Origin of the sequence: Pseudomonas furukawaii (genome assembly GCF_002355475.1) — a bacterium.
Classification (GTDB): domain Bacteria; phylum Pseudomonadota; class Gammaproteobacteria; order Pseudomonadales; family Pseudomonadaceae; genus Metapseudomonas; species Metapseudomonas furukawaii.
Map to the genome: position 1 here is coordinate 1,276,234 of NZ_AP014862.1, position 14,186 is coordinate 1,290,419.

Annotated in this window: 12 protein-coding genes; 8 read left to right on the top strand and 4 right to left on the bottom strand. The window is 67.1% G+C overall.

Annotation, left to right across the window (positions count from 1 at the left end):
- The first annotated feature begins 69 nt into the window (after positions 1–69).
- The 3 genes from lysA to KF707C_RS05935 all read left to right on the top strand — a co-directional run bounded on the left by lysA (position 70) and on the right by KF707C_RS05935 (position 3,010).
- Complete coding sequence (gene lysA / locus KF707C_RS05925; protein WP_003448971.1) at positions 70–1,305, top strand: diaminopimelate decarboxylase; 1,236 nt, start codon at positions 70–72, stop codon at positions 1,303–1,305.
- Positions 1,306–1,396: 91 nt separating this feature from the next.
- Positions 1,397–2,512 (top strand): cell division protein ZapE, encoded by a 1,116-nt coding sequence (zapE, locus tag KF707C_RS05930; protein WP_003448972.1) that lies wholly within the window; start codon positions 1,397–1,399, stop codon positions 2,510–2,512.
- A gap of 45 nt (positions 2,513–2,557) precedes the next feature.
- Complete coding sequence (locus tag KF707C_RS05935; RefSeq protein ID WP_003448975.1) at positions 2,558–3,010, top strand: hypothetical protein; 453 nt, start codon at positions 2,558–2,560, stop codon at positions 3,008–3,010.
- A 60-nt stretch (positions 3,011–3,070) separates the two neighbouring features.
- Here KF707C_RS05935 and KF707C_RS05940 read toward each other — a convergent pair whose 3' ends face one another.
- From KF707C_RS05940 to KF707C_RS05950, 3 genes are all read right to left on the bottom strand, one after another.
- Complete coding sequence (locus KF707C_RS05940; protein ID WP_003448977.1) at positions 3,071–3,790, bottom strand: EthD domain-containing protein; 720 nt, start codon at positions 3,788–3,790, stop codon at positions 3,071–3,073.
- 115 nt (positions 3,791–3,905) lie between these two features.
- Positions 3,906–5,039, bottom strand: a complete 1,134-nt coding sequence (locus KF707C_RS05945; protein ID WP_003448980.1) for an LLM class flavin-dependent oxidoreductase — start codon at positions 5,037–5,039, stop codon at positions 3,906–3,908.
- A gap of 450 nt (positions 5,040–5,489) precedes the next feature.
- Positions 5,490–6,674, bottom strand: coding sequence for an acyl-CoA dehydrogenase family protein (locus KF707C_RS05950; protein ID WP_003448983.1), 1,185 nt, complete (start codon positions 6,672–6,674; stop codon positions 5,490–5,492).
- Positions 6,675–6,883: 209 nt separating this feature from the next.
- Between KF707C_RS05950 and KF707C_RS05955 the strand changes: the two genes are divergently transcribed.
- Genes KF707C_RS05955 through KF707C_RS05970 form a run of 4 tightly spaced genes read left to right on the top strand, consistent with a single transcriptional unit; the run spans position 6,884 to position 10,903 of the window.
- Positions 6,884–7,390, top strand: coding sequence for a flavin reductase family protein (locus tag KF707C_RS05955; RefSeq protein WP_003448988.1), 507 nt, complete (start codon positions 6,884–6,886; stop codon positions 7,388–7,390).
- 9 nt (positions 7,391–7,399) lie between these two features.
- Positions 7,400–9,076, top strand: coding sequence for an FAD-binding protein (locus KF707C_RS05960; RefSeq protein WP_003448991.1), 1,677 nt, complete (start codon positions 7,400–7,402; stop codon positions 9,074–9,076).
- Positions 9,073–9,831: a glucose 1-dehydrogenase gene (locus KF707C_RS05965; RefSeq protein ID WP_003448994.1), complete on the top strand. Its 759-nt coding sequence runs from the start codon at positions 9,073–9,075 to the stop codon at positions 9,829–9,831. Before KF707C_RS05960 ends, KF707C_RS05965 begins: the two co-directional genes overlap by 4 nt.
- A 13-nt stretch (positions 9,832–9,844) precedes the next feature.
- The gene (locus tag KF707C_RS05970) at positions 9,845–10,903 is read left to right on the top strand and encodes a ferredoxin--NADP reductase (protein WP_003448995.1); all 1,059 of its coding nucleotides are present in this window, start codon (positions 9,845–9,847) and stop codon (positions 10,901–10,903) included.
- Positions 10,904–11,338: 435 nt separating this feature from the next.
- On the opposite strand, the gene ltrA is transcribed toward KF707C_RS05970, so the two are convergent.
- The gene (ltrA, locus tag KF707C_RS05975) at positions 11,339–12,706 is read right to left on the bottom strand and encodes a group II intron reverse transcriptase/maturase (protein ID WP_003453656.1); all 1,368 of its coding nucleotides are present in this window, start codon (positions 12,704–12,706) and stop codon (positions 11,339–11,341) included.
- A 693-nt stretch (positions 12,707–13,399) separates the two neighbouring features.
- Here ltrA and KF707C_RS05985 point away from each other — a divergent pair.
- Positions 13,400–14,173: an SDR family NAD(P)-dependent oxidoreductase gene (locus KF707C_RS05985; protein WP_003453663.1), complete on the top strand. Its 774-nt coding sequence runs from the start codon at positions 13,400–13,402 to the stop codon at positions 14,171–14,173.
- Positions 14,174–14,186: the final 13 nt, after the last annotated feature.

A 14,186-nucleotide genomic window follows, 5' to 3' on the forward strand; every position in this document is an offset into this window, starting at 1 on the left:
TACAAATTGGTATTTTTATGAATCCTGTGGGCTTGCGATCATGGCGCCATCCCGACTTCGGAGGCCGCCATGCGCCCGACCTTTCCCGCCGCTACCCTCGCCACTCTCGCCCGTGAACAGGGCACGCCGCTCTGGATCTACGACGCTTCGGTGATCCGCGAACGCATCGCCCAGCTCAAGGGCTTCGACGTGATCCGCTTCGCCCAGAAGGCCTGCTCCAACCTCGCCATCCTGCGCTTGATGCGGGAAGAGGGCGTCCAGGTGGACGCCGTCTCCCTCGGCGAGATCGAGCGTGCGCTGCTGGCCGGCTACTCGCCCAAGGGCGACCCCGCCGGCGTGGTGCTGACCTGCGACCTGCTGGACCGTCCCACCCTGGCCCGTGCGGTGGAACTGGGCATCGAGGTCAACGTCGGCTCCATCGACATGCTGCGGCAGTTGGGTGAGCGAAGCCCCGGCCATCGGGTCTGGCTGCGCATCAATCCCGGGTTCGGCCACGGCCATAGCCAGAAGACCAACACCGGCGGCGAGAACAGCAAGCACGGCATCTGGCACAGCCATCTGCCGGACGCGGTGGCGGTGATCCGTGAGTTCGGCCTGCACCTGGTGGGGCTGCACATGCACATCGGCTCCGGTGTGGACTACAGCCACCTGGAGGACGTCTGCGGCGCCATGGTGGGCGCGGTGCGGGACCTGGGCTGCGACCTCGAAGCCATCTCCGCCGGCGGCGGCCTGTCCATCCCCTACCGCGACGGCGACCCGGTGGTGGATATCCCCCGTTACGCGGCGCTGTGGAACCAGGCCCGTCGCGAGGTGGAAAGCCTGCTCGGCCATCCGGTGCGCCTGGAGCTGGAGCCGGGACGCTTCCTGGTGGCCGAGTCGGGCTGCCTGCTCAGCGAGGTCCGCGCCACCAAGGATGTGGGCGAGAACCACTTCGTGCTGGTGGATGCCGGGTTCAACGACCTGATGCGCCCGTCCATGTACGGCAGCTACCACGCCATGAGCCTGCTGGGCGCGTCCGGCGAGCCGGCGACCACGCCGACCCGTCCCACCGTGGTGGCCGGCCCGCTGTGCGAGTCGGGGGACGTGTTCACCCAGCATGACGGCGGCCTGGTGGCACCCCGGGAGCTACCGGCGGCCCGGGTCGGCGACCTGCTGCTGATCCACGACACCGGTGCCTACGGTGCCTCCATGTCCTCCAACTACAACAGCCGGCCGCTGCTGCCGGAGGTGCTGGTGGACGGCGACGAGACCCGCCTGATCCGCCGTCGCCAGTCCCTGGCGGATCTGCTCGCGCTGGAACTCTGATCGGCGTCAATCCCCACGGGCCGCCGTGCGGCCCTTCCTGAGCGAACAGGCGCCTACCCAAGTCGCCCGTGGCCCGCCACAATGCGGGCCCATGAACCTCGACTCCCCCCTTTCCGCCTACCGCCGTGCCCTGGAACAGGAAGGCTTCGTGCCGGATAGCGCCCAGCAGCGGGCGGTGGAGCGGCTCCAGGCCTGCCACGACGCCCTGCACCGGGACGGCGCGGCCTCCGGTGTCTACCTCTGGGGCCCCGTGGGGCGCGGCAAGACCTGGCTCATGGACCGCTTTCACCAGAGCCTGCGGGTCCCGTCCCGGCGGCAGCATTTCCATCACTTCATGCAATGGGTCCACCGGCGCCTGTTCCAGCTCACCGGCACGCCCGACCCGCTGCGCGCCCTGGCCCGCGAGCTGGCCCGCGAGGTGCGGGTGCTCTGTTTCGACGAACTCTTCGTCAGTGATATCGGCGACGCCATGCTGCTGGGGCCGCTCCTCCAGGTGATGTTCGCCGAGGGCGTGTCCCTGGTGGCCACCTCCAACCAGCCGCCCCGGCAGCTCTACGCCGATGGCTTCAACCGTGATCGATTCCTGCCGGCCATCGACGCCATCGAGCGGCACATGGAGGTCGTCGCGGTGGACGGCGAGCAGGACCATCGCCTGCACCCTGGAGCCGAGTGCCGGCGTTTCTGGGTCGCCGCCCCGGGGTCGCCCGGCATGCTCGAAAGGGCGTTCGACGGGCTGGCGGCGGGACAGGCGATCTCCCGCGAGCCGGTGGAGCTGGGGCACCGGCCGATCCCCGTGGTGAAGCGGGCCCCCGGCGCCGTCTGGTTCCGCTACCCGGACCTTTGCGAACAGCCGCTGGCGGCGCTGGATTTCATCGTCCTGTGCGATCGTTTCCCGGCGATCCTGCTGGGGGACGTGCCCGACCTCAGTGCGCCGCGTCGCGAAGGGCGCATCGCCCGGGGCACCGAGGATGCCGCCCAGCGCGTGCTGGCGGGGGACCGCGAGCTGCCCCGGCTATCCGTGCATGACGACGGTGTAAGGCGGTTCATCGCCCTGGTGGACGAATGCTACGACCGTCGCGTGCCGCTCTACCTGGAGGCGGCGGTGCCGCTGGAGCGCCTCTATACCGAGGGCTACCTGGAATTCCCCTTCCGCCGGACCCTGAGTCGCCTGCGGGAGATGCAGTTGGCGCGCTTCGGCCGTGCCTGAGACTAGACTCTTTCACTTGTCCCTCTTTTCATAAGGAATCTTCCCGTGTCCCCACGCCCGCAAGACAGCTGGGAGCAGATCTGCCTGGCCGCCGGCCTCGACCCCCAGAAGCGCCTGGCCGCCCGTCAGGCCGTGCTCGGCCATGCCGATGCGCTGGAATGCACCCTCTACCGCCCCGACGAACATGACCTGGATGCCGAGGAGGAGGACCTGGGCGACGCCCGCATCCTGTTCACCGGCCCCTTCCAGGCTCCCGAGGCGTGGGGCGACCAGGAGCGCGAGGACTACTTCGGCGACCTTGAACCCGCCGCGTTCGTCACCGCCCTGATCGAGTGCGAGGCCGAGCCTTCCAGCGCGGCGTTCTTCCTCGCCGATGCCGGGGACTTCGTCGCGGTGGTCAGCGCTTCCGGCGAGGTGCAGATGTATTACCTGTACGACTGCCAGGAAGACGACGACGGCCTGCATTGCGTGCTGGTGCGGGAGGACGAGGAGGGCTGACCCCCTCGTCGCGGGGCCCGACGAGGGCATCGATCGTCGGGCCTGGTCGTGGCGGACCCGCTAGGGCGCCACGGCGGTCTTCAGCAGGTACTGGCTGGTGGGCAGTACGTCGATCCTGTCGAAGTCGATGAAGCGATTGCAGCTTTCCATCATGGCCGCCAGGTTCTTGCGGAATTTCTCTTCATCGCCCGGCGCATCGAAGAAGGCCATGGGATCGGTCATGGCGGCCGGCGGGAAGGCTTCTTCCACGATGGCGTCCAGGGGCGTCGCGCCATGGGTCAGGGCGCGCACCACCAGGTTCTGCACGTAGAGGAAGTTGTCCTGGGTATCGATCGCCACCTGGGTGTGGTAGTTGCGCCAGGTATCCAGCCAGGCCTCCCGGGTCAGGCGCGGGGGGCAGCTGAGGAAGGCGATCTGCGAGAAACCGTGGGTGCGCTCGCCGGGATGGGCCGGGAAGCGGGTGTTGCGGATGGCCACGGACTCGCACACCAGATAGGCCGCCAGCCGGCTCGACACCCGCGCCAGGACCTCGTCGAACGGGCGGCGGACCGGGGTGTTGGCGCTGTCGACCCAGAGCGACAGGACGGCGTCCGCCAGCGGTCGATTGTTTTCCTGGCGCAGGCCGGCGGCCGGCGCGACATCGGCGTCGGCAAGGTTCACCTGGAGGCCACGGGCGCCCAGCGTGAAGAGCTGTTCAGCGACTTCGCCACGCAGGCGCCGGGAGAAGGCGTCGAGGTCTTCCGACGGGTCGCGCCAAAGGGTGTAGACGATCTTTTCCAAGGCAATGGCCCTCATGAGGCAGTGAAGGTGGTCGGCTTTCGCCCGGGCGGGCGGCCGGCTCGTGCATCGAGGGACGCGGGCCTTTTTAGCCCGCGCCCTGTTCATCCCTGGCGGTTCAGGCCGATTCCCGCTGTTTGCGGAAGTAGGGAATCACGTGCTCGCCGATGTTCTTCAGGGTCTCCAGCTGGGCCCACTGGGGCACGGTGCCCATCTGGCAGATGAAGAGGATCTCGTCGGCGCCGGCGTCGATCAGGCGCTGCACGTAGCCGATGCAGTCCTTGACGGTGCCGTAGGCGTGGTTGGGGTTCATCATCGCCATGGTCGGGTCGGAGAAGTCCACGGTCACTTCCTCGGAGGCGAAGCGCGACTTGATCACCGACTGGCCGTTGCCGTCGACGAAGGTGTCGTCCTTCCACTTCTCCGGGTCGGGGCGCTCGCCGCCGGCGTACCAGTAGGCCAGGGACTCCATGAAGTAGCGCTGGCCACGGATGCCGATGGCGCGGGCCGTTTCGTTGTCATCCAGGACGATGGCCGGGCACAGGGCGGCGATGTGGCGGTTGGGACGGAAACCCACCTGGTTCTTCTCGTCACGGTGGTCCCAGGCCTCGTGGTAGACGGCCACCTTCTTGGCGATTTCCTCGGGGCCGCCGAAGCCCAGGACCAGGGCGCCCATGCCGCGGCCACCGGCGTTCTTCAGGGATTCGGTATTGGTGCAGGCCAGGTACATCGGCGGGTGCGGGTCCTGGTAGGGCTTGGGATGGATGGGGCGCCTGGGGATCTTCACGAAGTCGCCGTTATGTTCGATCTCGTCCTGCACGAACATCTTCGGGATCAGGTACATGGCTTCGTCGATCTGCGGCTGCAGGGTGGCCAGGTCATAGCCGAAGGTGCCGGCTTCCTGCTGGGTGCCGCCCTTGCCTACGCCGAAGTGCACGCGGCCCTTGGACAGCAGGTCGAGGGTGGCGATGCGCTCGGCCACCTTCACCGGGTGGTTCATCGCCGGCGGCAGGCAGACCACGCCGTGGCCGATGCCGATGCGCTCGGTCCTGCCGGCGACGAAGGCCAGCATGGTCTCCGGTGCCGACATGTGGGAGTAGTTGGTCAGCGCGGTGTGTTCCACGCACCAGAAGGTGTCGAAACCGAGCTTGTCGGCGAGTACGGCTTGCTCGACGGTCTCGTCGAAGATGCGACGGTCGCCCTCGCGGCTGGCGTCGATCGTCTGTGCCTCGTAGATCAGGGAGAATTTCATGCGCTTGGCCCTTGTTGTTCCTGGTTCGGTCGACCCGCGATCCCGGGCCTTGAGCGCATGGTGTGGGATCGTCGGGGGCGCGGAATCCTCCAAAGGGACTAGTCATCCTGGCCCCGCAAAACGCACGACGCCCGCGTGGGGCGGGCGTCTTTGCGCAGGATGGGTATCGCGTCGCGCTCAACCCAACCTTACGAAGCGTGCAGGAGCGGGCTCGTCCGCGAAGGGGCCGTTCTGTTCGCCGGCAAGCCGGCTCCTACGAGGCCTGGCCCGGCAAAACGCACGACGCCCGCGTGGGGCGGGCGTCATTGCGCAGGACGGGTATCGCGTTGCGCTCAACCCAACCTTACGAAGCGTGTAGGAGCGGGCTCGCCCGCGAAGGAGCCGTTCTGTTCGCCGGCAAGCCGGCTCCTACGAGGCCTGGGCCTGCGCCGGAGCCCGCGAAAGCCCGCCTCAGAGGAAGAAGTCGGTGCTGTCCAGGCCCATCTCCACTGCGCCCAGGTTGAGCGCGTACTTGCCCGGGCAGTTGGCCACGTGGGCACGGCCCGTGTGGATATCCCGGAAGGCGCGGTTGATGCCGTGCTGGCGGAAGATGGTGGAGGCGCCGCTGTTGTACATCAGGGCTTCCACCGCCTGGGCGCACTTGTCCGGGACTATGGCGGAGTCGTAGCGCATCTTCACCCGCTCGGCCATGGTCAGCGGCTCGCCGGCGATAGCCCGCTGCATCATCAACTCGAAATTGCGCAGCAGCACGGTGCGGCACTCGTCCACCGTGACCAGCGCGTTGGCCAGGGCGGCCTGGGCGCCCGGGTCCTGGATGATGCGGCGACCGTCGTTGACGCCCACGCGCCCCTTGTTGGCCTCGATGAACAGGTCGATGGCGCCCTTGAGCGCGCCGATGGTGGACGAGGACACCGCGCGGACGAAGATCTGCCCGAAGGGGAGCCGGAACAGGGGCGAGGTGTTCACCGCGTTGCCGGGGCTGTTCTGCAGGAAACCGTCGATGGAGCGGTGGGTGCGGTACTCGGGCACGAAGGCGTCTTCCACCACCACGTCGTGGGAGCCGGTGGCTTCGAGGCCCATCACGTCCCAGTTGTCGAGGATCCGGTAGTCGCTGCGGGGAACCAGGAAGGTGCGGTAGTCCGGGCCATCGCCTTCCTTGGCCGGCGGCACCATCGCACCGAGGAACGCCCACTGGCAGTGCTTGCTGCCGGAGGAGAAGCCCCAGCGGCCGCTGAGGCGGAAGCCGCCATCCACGCGGGTGACCTTGCCCACCGGCATGTAGGACGAGGAGATCAGCACGCTCGAGTCCGCGCCCCAGACGTCCTGGGCCGCGCGGTCATCGAACAGCGCCAGCTGCCAGTTGTGGATGGCCACCACCCCGAGCACCCAGGCCGAGGACATGCAGCCTTCGGCCAGGGTCATCTGGACCTCGAAGAAGTCCTTGGGCTCCAGTTCGTAGCCCTCCCAGCGGGCGGGCTGGAGGATGCGGAAAAAGCCGGCTTCCTGGAAATCGCGGAGCGTCTCTTCGGGCAACTGGCCATTCCTCGCGGCCAGGGGCGCGCGTTCGCGCAGTACGGGCACCAGCTCACGGGCGCGCTGTTTCAGGCGTTGGCGGATCAGGTCGTGGTCGAGCATGTCGTGTTCTCCGGTTTGAGGCTTTTTCCACCCATCGCCGGCCATTCAAGCAATGGGCAAGGGGGGCGGCATCCTTCAAACGGACCATATCCCTCGGGCGCGACCTCGACCGCGAAGGCGGCGATCCAACTAGTCCCCTCGGACGATGTTGCGGCGCGGACCCTGGCGAAGAATCGGCCTCACCCTGAGAACAACAAGAGGGCCGTCCCATGAGCCAGGCTGATCTGAAAGGCGACATGCTCCAGGCGATGCGTCGCCTGGCCAAGTCCGTAACCATCATTACCACCAGCAACGGCCAGGAGCGCTTCGCCATGTCCGCCACGGCCGTGGACTCGCTCTCCACCGAGCCGCCGTCGCTGCTGATCTGCGTGAACAAGACCGCGTCGCTGCACGCGGTGCTGGATGCGGGCGCGGACTTCTGCGTGAACATCCTCGGTCTCGAACAGGAGGAGCTGTCCCACCTGTGCAGCGGCCCGGTGAAGGGCGAAGCACGGTTCCAGCGCGGCGATTGGCGCACCGGTTCCGGCGGCATTCCCTACCTGGGCGATGCCCAGTCGGCGATCCTCTGCCAGCAGGACGGCAAGTTCAGCTACGGCACCCACACCATCTTCATCGGCCGCATCCAGGAGATTCACAACAGCGCCGAGATCAGCCCGCTGGTCTACCTCGATGGCGCCTACACCACCACCGCGTCGTCCCTGGCCGCCGCCGTCTGAGGATCTGCAATGACCGCCATGGAACAGAACCCGGACGCTCCGCTGCGGGTCACCGACGCCAACCGGATCGAGTGGGATGACGAGGCCGACCTGCTGGTGGTCGGCTTCGGCGGGGCCGGCGTCTGCGCCGCCCTGGAGGCGCGCGGCCAGGGCGTCAGCGTGCTGGCGCTGGATCGCTTCGCCGGCGGTGGCGCCACCGCCCGCAGCGGCGGCGTGGTCTATGCCGGTGGCGGTACGCCGCAGCAGGTCGAGGCCGGAATCGAGGACTCGCCCGAGGCGATGTTCGACTACCTCCGCCAGGAGGTCGGTGACGCGGTGTCCGCCGAGACGCTGCGGGACTTCTGCGAGCGCAGCCGGGACAACCTGGCCTGGCTGGAACGCCAGGGTGCCGGTTTCCAGGGCAGCGTGCCGCCGGTGAAGACGTCCTATCCGAGCGACCAGTACTTCCTCTATTACTCCGGCAACGAAGCCGTGCCGAGCTTCGCCGCCCACGCCCGGCCGGCCCCGCGCGGGCATCGGGCCCTCGGCTCCGGCATGTCGGGCTACAACCTCTATGCGCCGCTCAAGGCCAGCGCCCTGCGCCAGGGCGTACGCCTGCGCAGCCAGTGCGAAGTGCGCCGGCTGGTGGTCGATGACGAGGGGCGGGTGATCGGCGTCGAGGTCTGGGAGATCCCGGCCGGCAGCCGCGCCGCGCGGCGCCATGCGCGACTGGCGCGCTGGACCGATGCCATTCATCCCTACGTGCCGGCCCTCGCCGAACGGCTGCGGCGCAAGGTGCGGGCACTGGAGCTGGCCCATGCCGAGCGCCGGCTGATTCGCGCCGGGCACGGCGTGGTGCTTTCCGCCGGCGGTTTCATCTTCAACCGCGCCATGCTCACCGTGCATGCGCCGCGCTACCTCGATGGCCTGCCACTGGGCACCAGTGGCTGCAACGGCAGCGGCATGCGCCTGGGGCAGGCGGCCGGTGGCGTGCTGGAGCGCATGGACAAGGTGAGCGCCTGGCGCTTCATCAATCCGCCGCTGGCCTGGGCCAGGGGCGTGATCGTCAACGCCGACGGGCAGCGCTACTGCAATGAGGAGGTCTATGGCGCCAAGCTGGGCCACGCCATGGTGGAGGAGCAGGGCGGTCGGGCCATCCTGATCCTCAACCGGGCGCTGCTGCGCGAGGCCTTCGTGCAGATCGGCCCGGGCAAGGTCTGGTCGTTCCAGCGCATGCCGGCGCTGCTCAACCTGCTGTTCAACGCCCGGCGCGGCAACAGCATCGGCCAGTTGGCCGAGCGCCTCGGCCTGCCCGCGAAGGCGCTGGAGCGAACGCTTGCGGAGTACAACGCCGCCGCCCGTGGCGAGCGTGAGGACGCACTGGGCAAGTCGCCTGGCTTTCTCGCGTCCCTGGAGCGGGGGCCCTGGTACGCCATGGACCTGTCGTTCGCCAGCACGCTCTATCCCTGTCCGGTGATCACCCTGGGCGGGCTGCGCGTCTGCGAGCGCAGCGGCCAGGTCCTGGACCCGGACGGCCGGCCCGTGCCCGGCCTGTTCAGCGCCGGGCGCAACGCAATCGGCGTGGCCTCCAATTTCTACGTATCCGGCCTGTCCCTGGCCGACTGCGTCTACTCGGGGCGCCGTGCCGGCGCCCAGGTGGCCGCGTTGGTCCGGGCTGCCAAGGCTTCCCAAGGAGAACAGCAATGAAACGAGTCGAAGGTAAGGTCTGCATCGTCACCGGCGCCGCAAGCGGGGCGGGGCGCGAAGATGCGCTGCTGCTGGCCGGCGAGGGCGCCAGGGTGGTGCTCACCGACCTGAATGAAGAGGCCGGCCGCCAGGTCGCCGCGGAGATCGGTGCGAACGCGATCTTCATCCGCCAGGACATCTCCAGCGAAGCGGACTGGCAGAACGTCATCAAGGTCACCCTGGAGACCTTCGGCCGCCTCGACGTGCTGGTGAACAACGCCGGCATCCTCGCCCTGGCGAGCATCGAGGACACCAGCCTGGAGCTCTGGCAGAAGGTCCAGCGCGTCAACAGCGACGGTTATTTCCTGGGCTGCAAGTACGCCATCGCGGCCATGAAGGACAGCGGCGGCGGTTCCATCGTCAACATGTCCTCGGTGGCGGCCCTGGGCGGCATGCCGGCCTTCTGCGCCTACTCCGCGTCCAAGGGCGCGGTGGCGGCGCTGACCCGCGCCGTGGCACTGCACTGCAAGCAGCAGGGGTATCGGATCCGCTGCAACAGCGTGCACCCGGACGGCATCAACACCCCCATGACTCAGCCCCTGACCGGTCTTCAGGGCGTGCCGCAGGAGGTGCTGGACCAGGACCCGAAGAACCGCATGTGCGCACCGCGCGACATCGCCAACCTGGTGCTTTTCCTCGCCTCGGACGAGTCGCGCTTCATCAACGGCAGCGAGCTGCGCATCGACAACGCGCAGACCGTCAGCGGCCTTCTGTGATCCGGAGATGAGCATGGGCAGCGCGCAGCCACTCGCAATCCAACCCCAGCAGTCCGCCGGCTTCCAGTTGGAAGTGGCCGAGGTGATCGCCGAGACCCACGACAGCCGTTCGCTGGTCCTGCGGATCCCGGCGGGGCTCGAGGAGCGCTTTCGCTACAAGCCGGGGCAGTTCCTCAGCTTTCGCGTGGTGGTCGGCGGCAAGCGGTTGACGCGCTGCTACTCCATGTCCAGCTCGCCCGACTGCGACGCCTTGCCCAAGGTCACCATCAAGCGGGTGGAGGGCGGCCGGGTATCCAACTGGTTCAACGAGCAGGTCCGGGCCGGCGACCTCCTGGACGTGCTGCCGCCGGCCGGGCATTTCCACCTGTTGCCGGGCGAGCGCGACCTGGTGCTGTTCGGCGGCGGTTCCGGAATCACGCCGGTGTTCTCCATCCTCAAGTCGGCGCTGAAGACCAGCCGGCGCCGGATCAAGTTGGTGTACGCCAACCGTGACGAGGCGTCGGTGATCTTCCGCGATGAGTTGCGGGTGCTCGCCAAGGCCCATGTCGACCAACTGGAAGTGGTCCACGTGCTGGACTCGGTGCAGGGCTTCCTCAGCGAGGGCGAGGTGCGCCAGCTGGTGCGCGGGCATGCCGGCGCCGAGTTCTACATCTGCGGGCCGGGCCCCTTCATGGACACCGTGGAACGTGCCTTGCGGGGGGCGGGCGAAGACGCCGCGCGCATCCATGTGGAGCGTTTCGCCTCGCCACCGGACCCGGACGAGGTGGCGGCCCCGGTCGAGGCGGCGCAAGCCGAAGCCGCCGAACTGGCGGTCGCCCTGGATGGCGTGGACCACAGGCTGGACTGGCGGCCGGGCGAAAGCCTGTTGCAGAGCATGCGCCGGGCCGGCCTGGATGCCCCCTATTCCTGCGAGGAGGGCTTCTGCGGTGCCTGCATGTGTCAGGTGGAGGAGGGCGAGGTCGTGCTCCTGCGCAACGATATCCTCAGCCCTGCGGAGCTGGCCGACGGCTGGACCCTGGCGTGCCAGGGTCGGCCGGGCGGCGCGCGGCTGAAACTGAAGTTCCCGGGGTGACAGCCGGGGACGCGTCGCCCTCCGGGGCGGCGTCGAGCGTGTAATGTCTGTGCCTTTATGCCCGGCCTTGGCCGGGTTTTTTTTATCGCGGATTATCGGGGAATTCCTGTTCACACCGGGTTGGCGATTTTGCGTGGTGCCCTGACCCACTCCCAGTCTGCGGATACCTCCCTCTCCCCCGCCCCTCTCCCAGAAGAGGAGAGGGGTGACTCGCGCCGGCAGGGTACAAGTCATCCTGCTGCGCAAACCGATCTGAATCCCGGCGAAGACGATGACGCCGCGAGGGAAGTTTGGCGCAGCCAAACCCGGATGCAGGGGCAAGCCCTTTGGTTCCTTTCGGCGATTGAGAATCGGCATAGGGGGCGGCCATCGGGCCGCGCCCCTGCCACACCACCCGGCATGCGGGTCCGCACCGGGCGGTTCGAGAAGTTGAGGTCAGCAGAGTCGAGGTAGACCCAACCGGTCGAACCACGCCACCGTGAGCACTCCATGGATCAGACCGACACTGTTGTGCCAGAACCTGTGGCTGTTGCCGGCTATCGCCGCTGCCAGATCAGGCCATGCTCCAAGTTTGCGCAGTTCACGGTACGTTCTCCGTCCGGTTTTCCATTGTTTGAGCTGGATGGCCCTGAGTCGTCGGCGTATCCACTCATCAAAACCCCGCCAACGACGAGGGGTTTGCGATAGACCGAAGTACGCTTTCCAACCCAGTAGGTAAGGCCTCAGGCTTTCCACCACTTGCGACACACTTCGGCCTCCGTTTCGAGACGTCAGCTGTCGGATGCGGCTTTTGAACCGCTGCAGTGCTTGGCTGGCCACCCCGCGTTTGATCTCGCCTTGAGCCGACAGCCAAAAGCTGTAGCCCAGGAACTTGCGGCCAAACGCACTGGCAATCGCGCTCTTGCGTTCGTTCACTTGCAGCCTGAGTCGATCATAAAGGCGACGGAGCACTGCCATTACCCGCTGACCGGCCTTGAGGCTGCGTACGTAAACATTCGCGTCGTCCGCGTACCTGACGAAGCAATGGCCTCGTCGCTCCAACTCTTTGTCCACCTCATCCAGCAATACATTGGCCAGCAGTGGTGAAAGGGGGCCGCCTTGCGGTGTCCCTCGTTCACTGGCCACCACCACGCCGTCGATCAACGTCCCGCTGTTCAGGTAGGCCCGGACCAGACGCAGAACGCCTCGGTCGGTCACCTTTCTGCTCAGTCGAGCGATCAACAGGTCATGGTCGACGCGATCGAAAAACTGCTCCAGATCGACGTCCACCAGGATGTTCCGCCCCGAGTGAATGTATCGCTGCGCTGCCAGTACCGCTTGGTGAGCGCTGCGACCGGGACGAAAGCCGTAGCTATGATCACTGAACCCTGGGTCCAGCAACGGCTGCAGAATCTGTAGCAGCGCCTGCTGGATCAGCCTGTCCGTCACCGTCGGGATGCCCAGCTTGCGCTCGCCACCCTCCGGCTTGGGGATCAGGACTCTACGCACCGGACTTGGCCGATACGTCCCGGCCAGCAACTGTGCCCGTATCGCGGGCCAGGCCGTTTTCAGATGCTCGACCGTCTCATCGATCCCAAGACCGTCGACGCCCGCAACACCTTTATTAGCCCGAACGCGCTTGAGCGCCAGTTGCAGGTTCTCTCTTGTCAGGACTTCTTGCAGAAGCCCTGACCCCGTGTGGTTCTGGTCATGGCGCGGACAGCCGGCTTCATCGCTGGACGCCCCGCGTCGGGCTTCACCCGTTGCAGCTCCGTCCCGCCCCGGTTTCCCGGGCATCTGATGCAAGGCCTGCTGTATCGCCATGGTGAACCTCACTCCTTCTCGTTCGGCCCTTCGCTGCAGCGCAACTACTACGGCCTCTGCTGACTTCTCGCTCCAACTTACGTCGTTGCCCTTTCAGGCATAAGGCGAGATCTCCCCAGGTAAGAACGCCATCCTTCACCGCACAACCGCTGCATTTACGTCACCGGGCTTTGGCCACAAGAGCTTCGCAGTACCTTGGCTGCTCGCCCTGTCCGGTAACGCCTCAGATGCAGTTCGTGTACCTCGGCTCGCGGTTTACGCTCCACGCTTCCTCCCCACACTCAGTCGCCTTCATGCAGTTGCGCTTCACTTCATTCGCTGTGGCCAGCTCAAGAGAGGACTTTCACCTCTAGGATGGCGCCCATGCTGGGCGCACAAGGGACTCGCCCGGGAGGGCGAAACAGCAACTCGCAGCCTGCGCGGCAATGAGCCGAGCCCCCACAAAACCTGACACCGGACTGACAGTCCGGCTTGAGCAAGCCCCTTCCCCGAGAGTCTGCGAAGAACCTTTTTTGGGGCGCTCCGCAGCTATCAGGGGCGCGGAATTCAAGGTGCGGGATGGGCTGTGTGCCGGCGGATCGCCGGATCCTGCGGGAGGCTCGGGCGTAGTCTCAACGGACGATCATCCCGTCCCCCGGCTTATGTACACTCCGGCGAAAACCCCATTCGAAGAACAATCAGCGAGGTTTCCCCATGGCACGTCTCTCCAACAAGGTCGCGGTCGTCACCGGCGGCGCTTCGGGTATCGGCCTGGCCTGCGTCCGCCGTTTCGCCGAGGAAGGCGCCCAGGTGGTCGGGCTGGACATGGGCGAGCCGCGCCCCGAGGTTGTCGCCAGCCTGGAAGGGCTGCAGCCGGCGCCGCTGTTCATGACCCTGGATGTGCGCGACGAGGCGCGCGTGCAGGCGGTGATGGAGGAGGTGGTGGGGCGCTTCGGGCGCATCGATGCCCTGGTGAACGCCGCCGGTATCGCGAGTCGCGGCAGCATCACCGAAACCACCACCGAGGAATGGCGCCGCGTCCTGGACGTCCACCTCACCGGCAGCATGCTCACCAGCCGTCACGCGCTGCCGACGATGCTCGCCCAGCGCAGCGGCTCGATCATCAACTTCGGCTCGATCTTCGGTCTCCAGGGTTGCGACGGCAACGCCGCGTACAACACCGCCAAGGGGGGGATCAGCCAGCTCACCCGCTCCATGGCCATCGACTACGGGTACGCCAACATCCGCGTCAACGGCCTCTGCCCCGGCCTGATCGACACGCCGATGACGCAGATGGTCAAGGAGCAGAAGGCGTTCCACGCCTACTTCGCGTCGCAGCACATGCTGTGCCGCGCCGGGCGGCCGGACGAGGTGGCCAACGTGGCCCTGTTCCTCGCGTCCGACGAAGCCTCGTTCGTCAGCGGCCAGATGATCGCCGTGGACGGCGGGTTCTCCGCCGGCCGCCGCTTCGCGCCCCCACAGGCCTGATCCACCGTCATTC

Bases quoted from the DNA above. Each gene is read 5' to 3' on its own strand.
- lysA (WP_003448971.1), top strand. From the start codon at position 70: ATGCGCCCGACCTTTCCCGCCGCTACCCTCGCCACTCTCGCCCGTGAA.
- zapE (WP_003448972.1), top strand. From the start codon at position 1,397: ATGAACCTCGACTCCCCCCTTTCCGCCTACCGCCGTGCCCTGGAACAG.
- KF707C_RS05945 (WP_003448980.1), bottom strand. From the start codon at position 5,039: ATGAAATTCTCCCTGATCTACGAGGCACAGACGATCGACGCCAGCCGC.
- KF707C_RS05950 (WP_003448983.1), bottom strand. From the start codon at position 6,674: ATGCTCGACCACGACCTGATCCGCCAACGCCTGAAACAGCGCGCCCGT.
- KF707C_RS05955 (WP_003448988.1), top strand. From the start codon at position 6,884: ATGAGCCAGGCTGATCTGAAAGGCGACATGCTCCAGGCGATGCGTCGC.
- KF707C_RS05960 (WP_003448991.1), top strand. From the start codon at position 7,400: ATGACCGCCATGGAACAGAACCCGGACGCTCCGCTGCGGGTCACCGAC.
- KF707C_RS05965 (WP_003448994.1), top strand. From the start codon at position 9,073: ATGAAACGAGTCGAAGGTAAGGTCTGCATCGTCACCGGCGCCGCAAGC.
- KF707C_RS05970 (WP_003448995.1), top strand. From the start codon at position 9,845: ATGGGCAGCGCGCAGCCACTCGCAATCCAACCCCAGCAGTCCGCCGGC.
- ltrA (WP_003453656.1), bottom strand. From the start codon at position 12,706: ATGGCGATACAGCAGGCCTTGCATCAGATGCCCGGGAAACCGGGGCGG.
- KF707C_RS05985 (WP_003453663.1), top strand. From the start codon at position 13,400: ATGGCACGTCTCTCCAACAAGGTCGCGGTCGTCACCGGCGGCGCTTCG.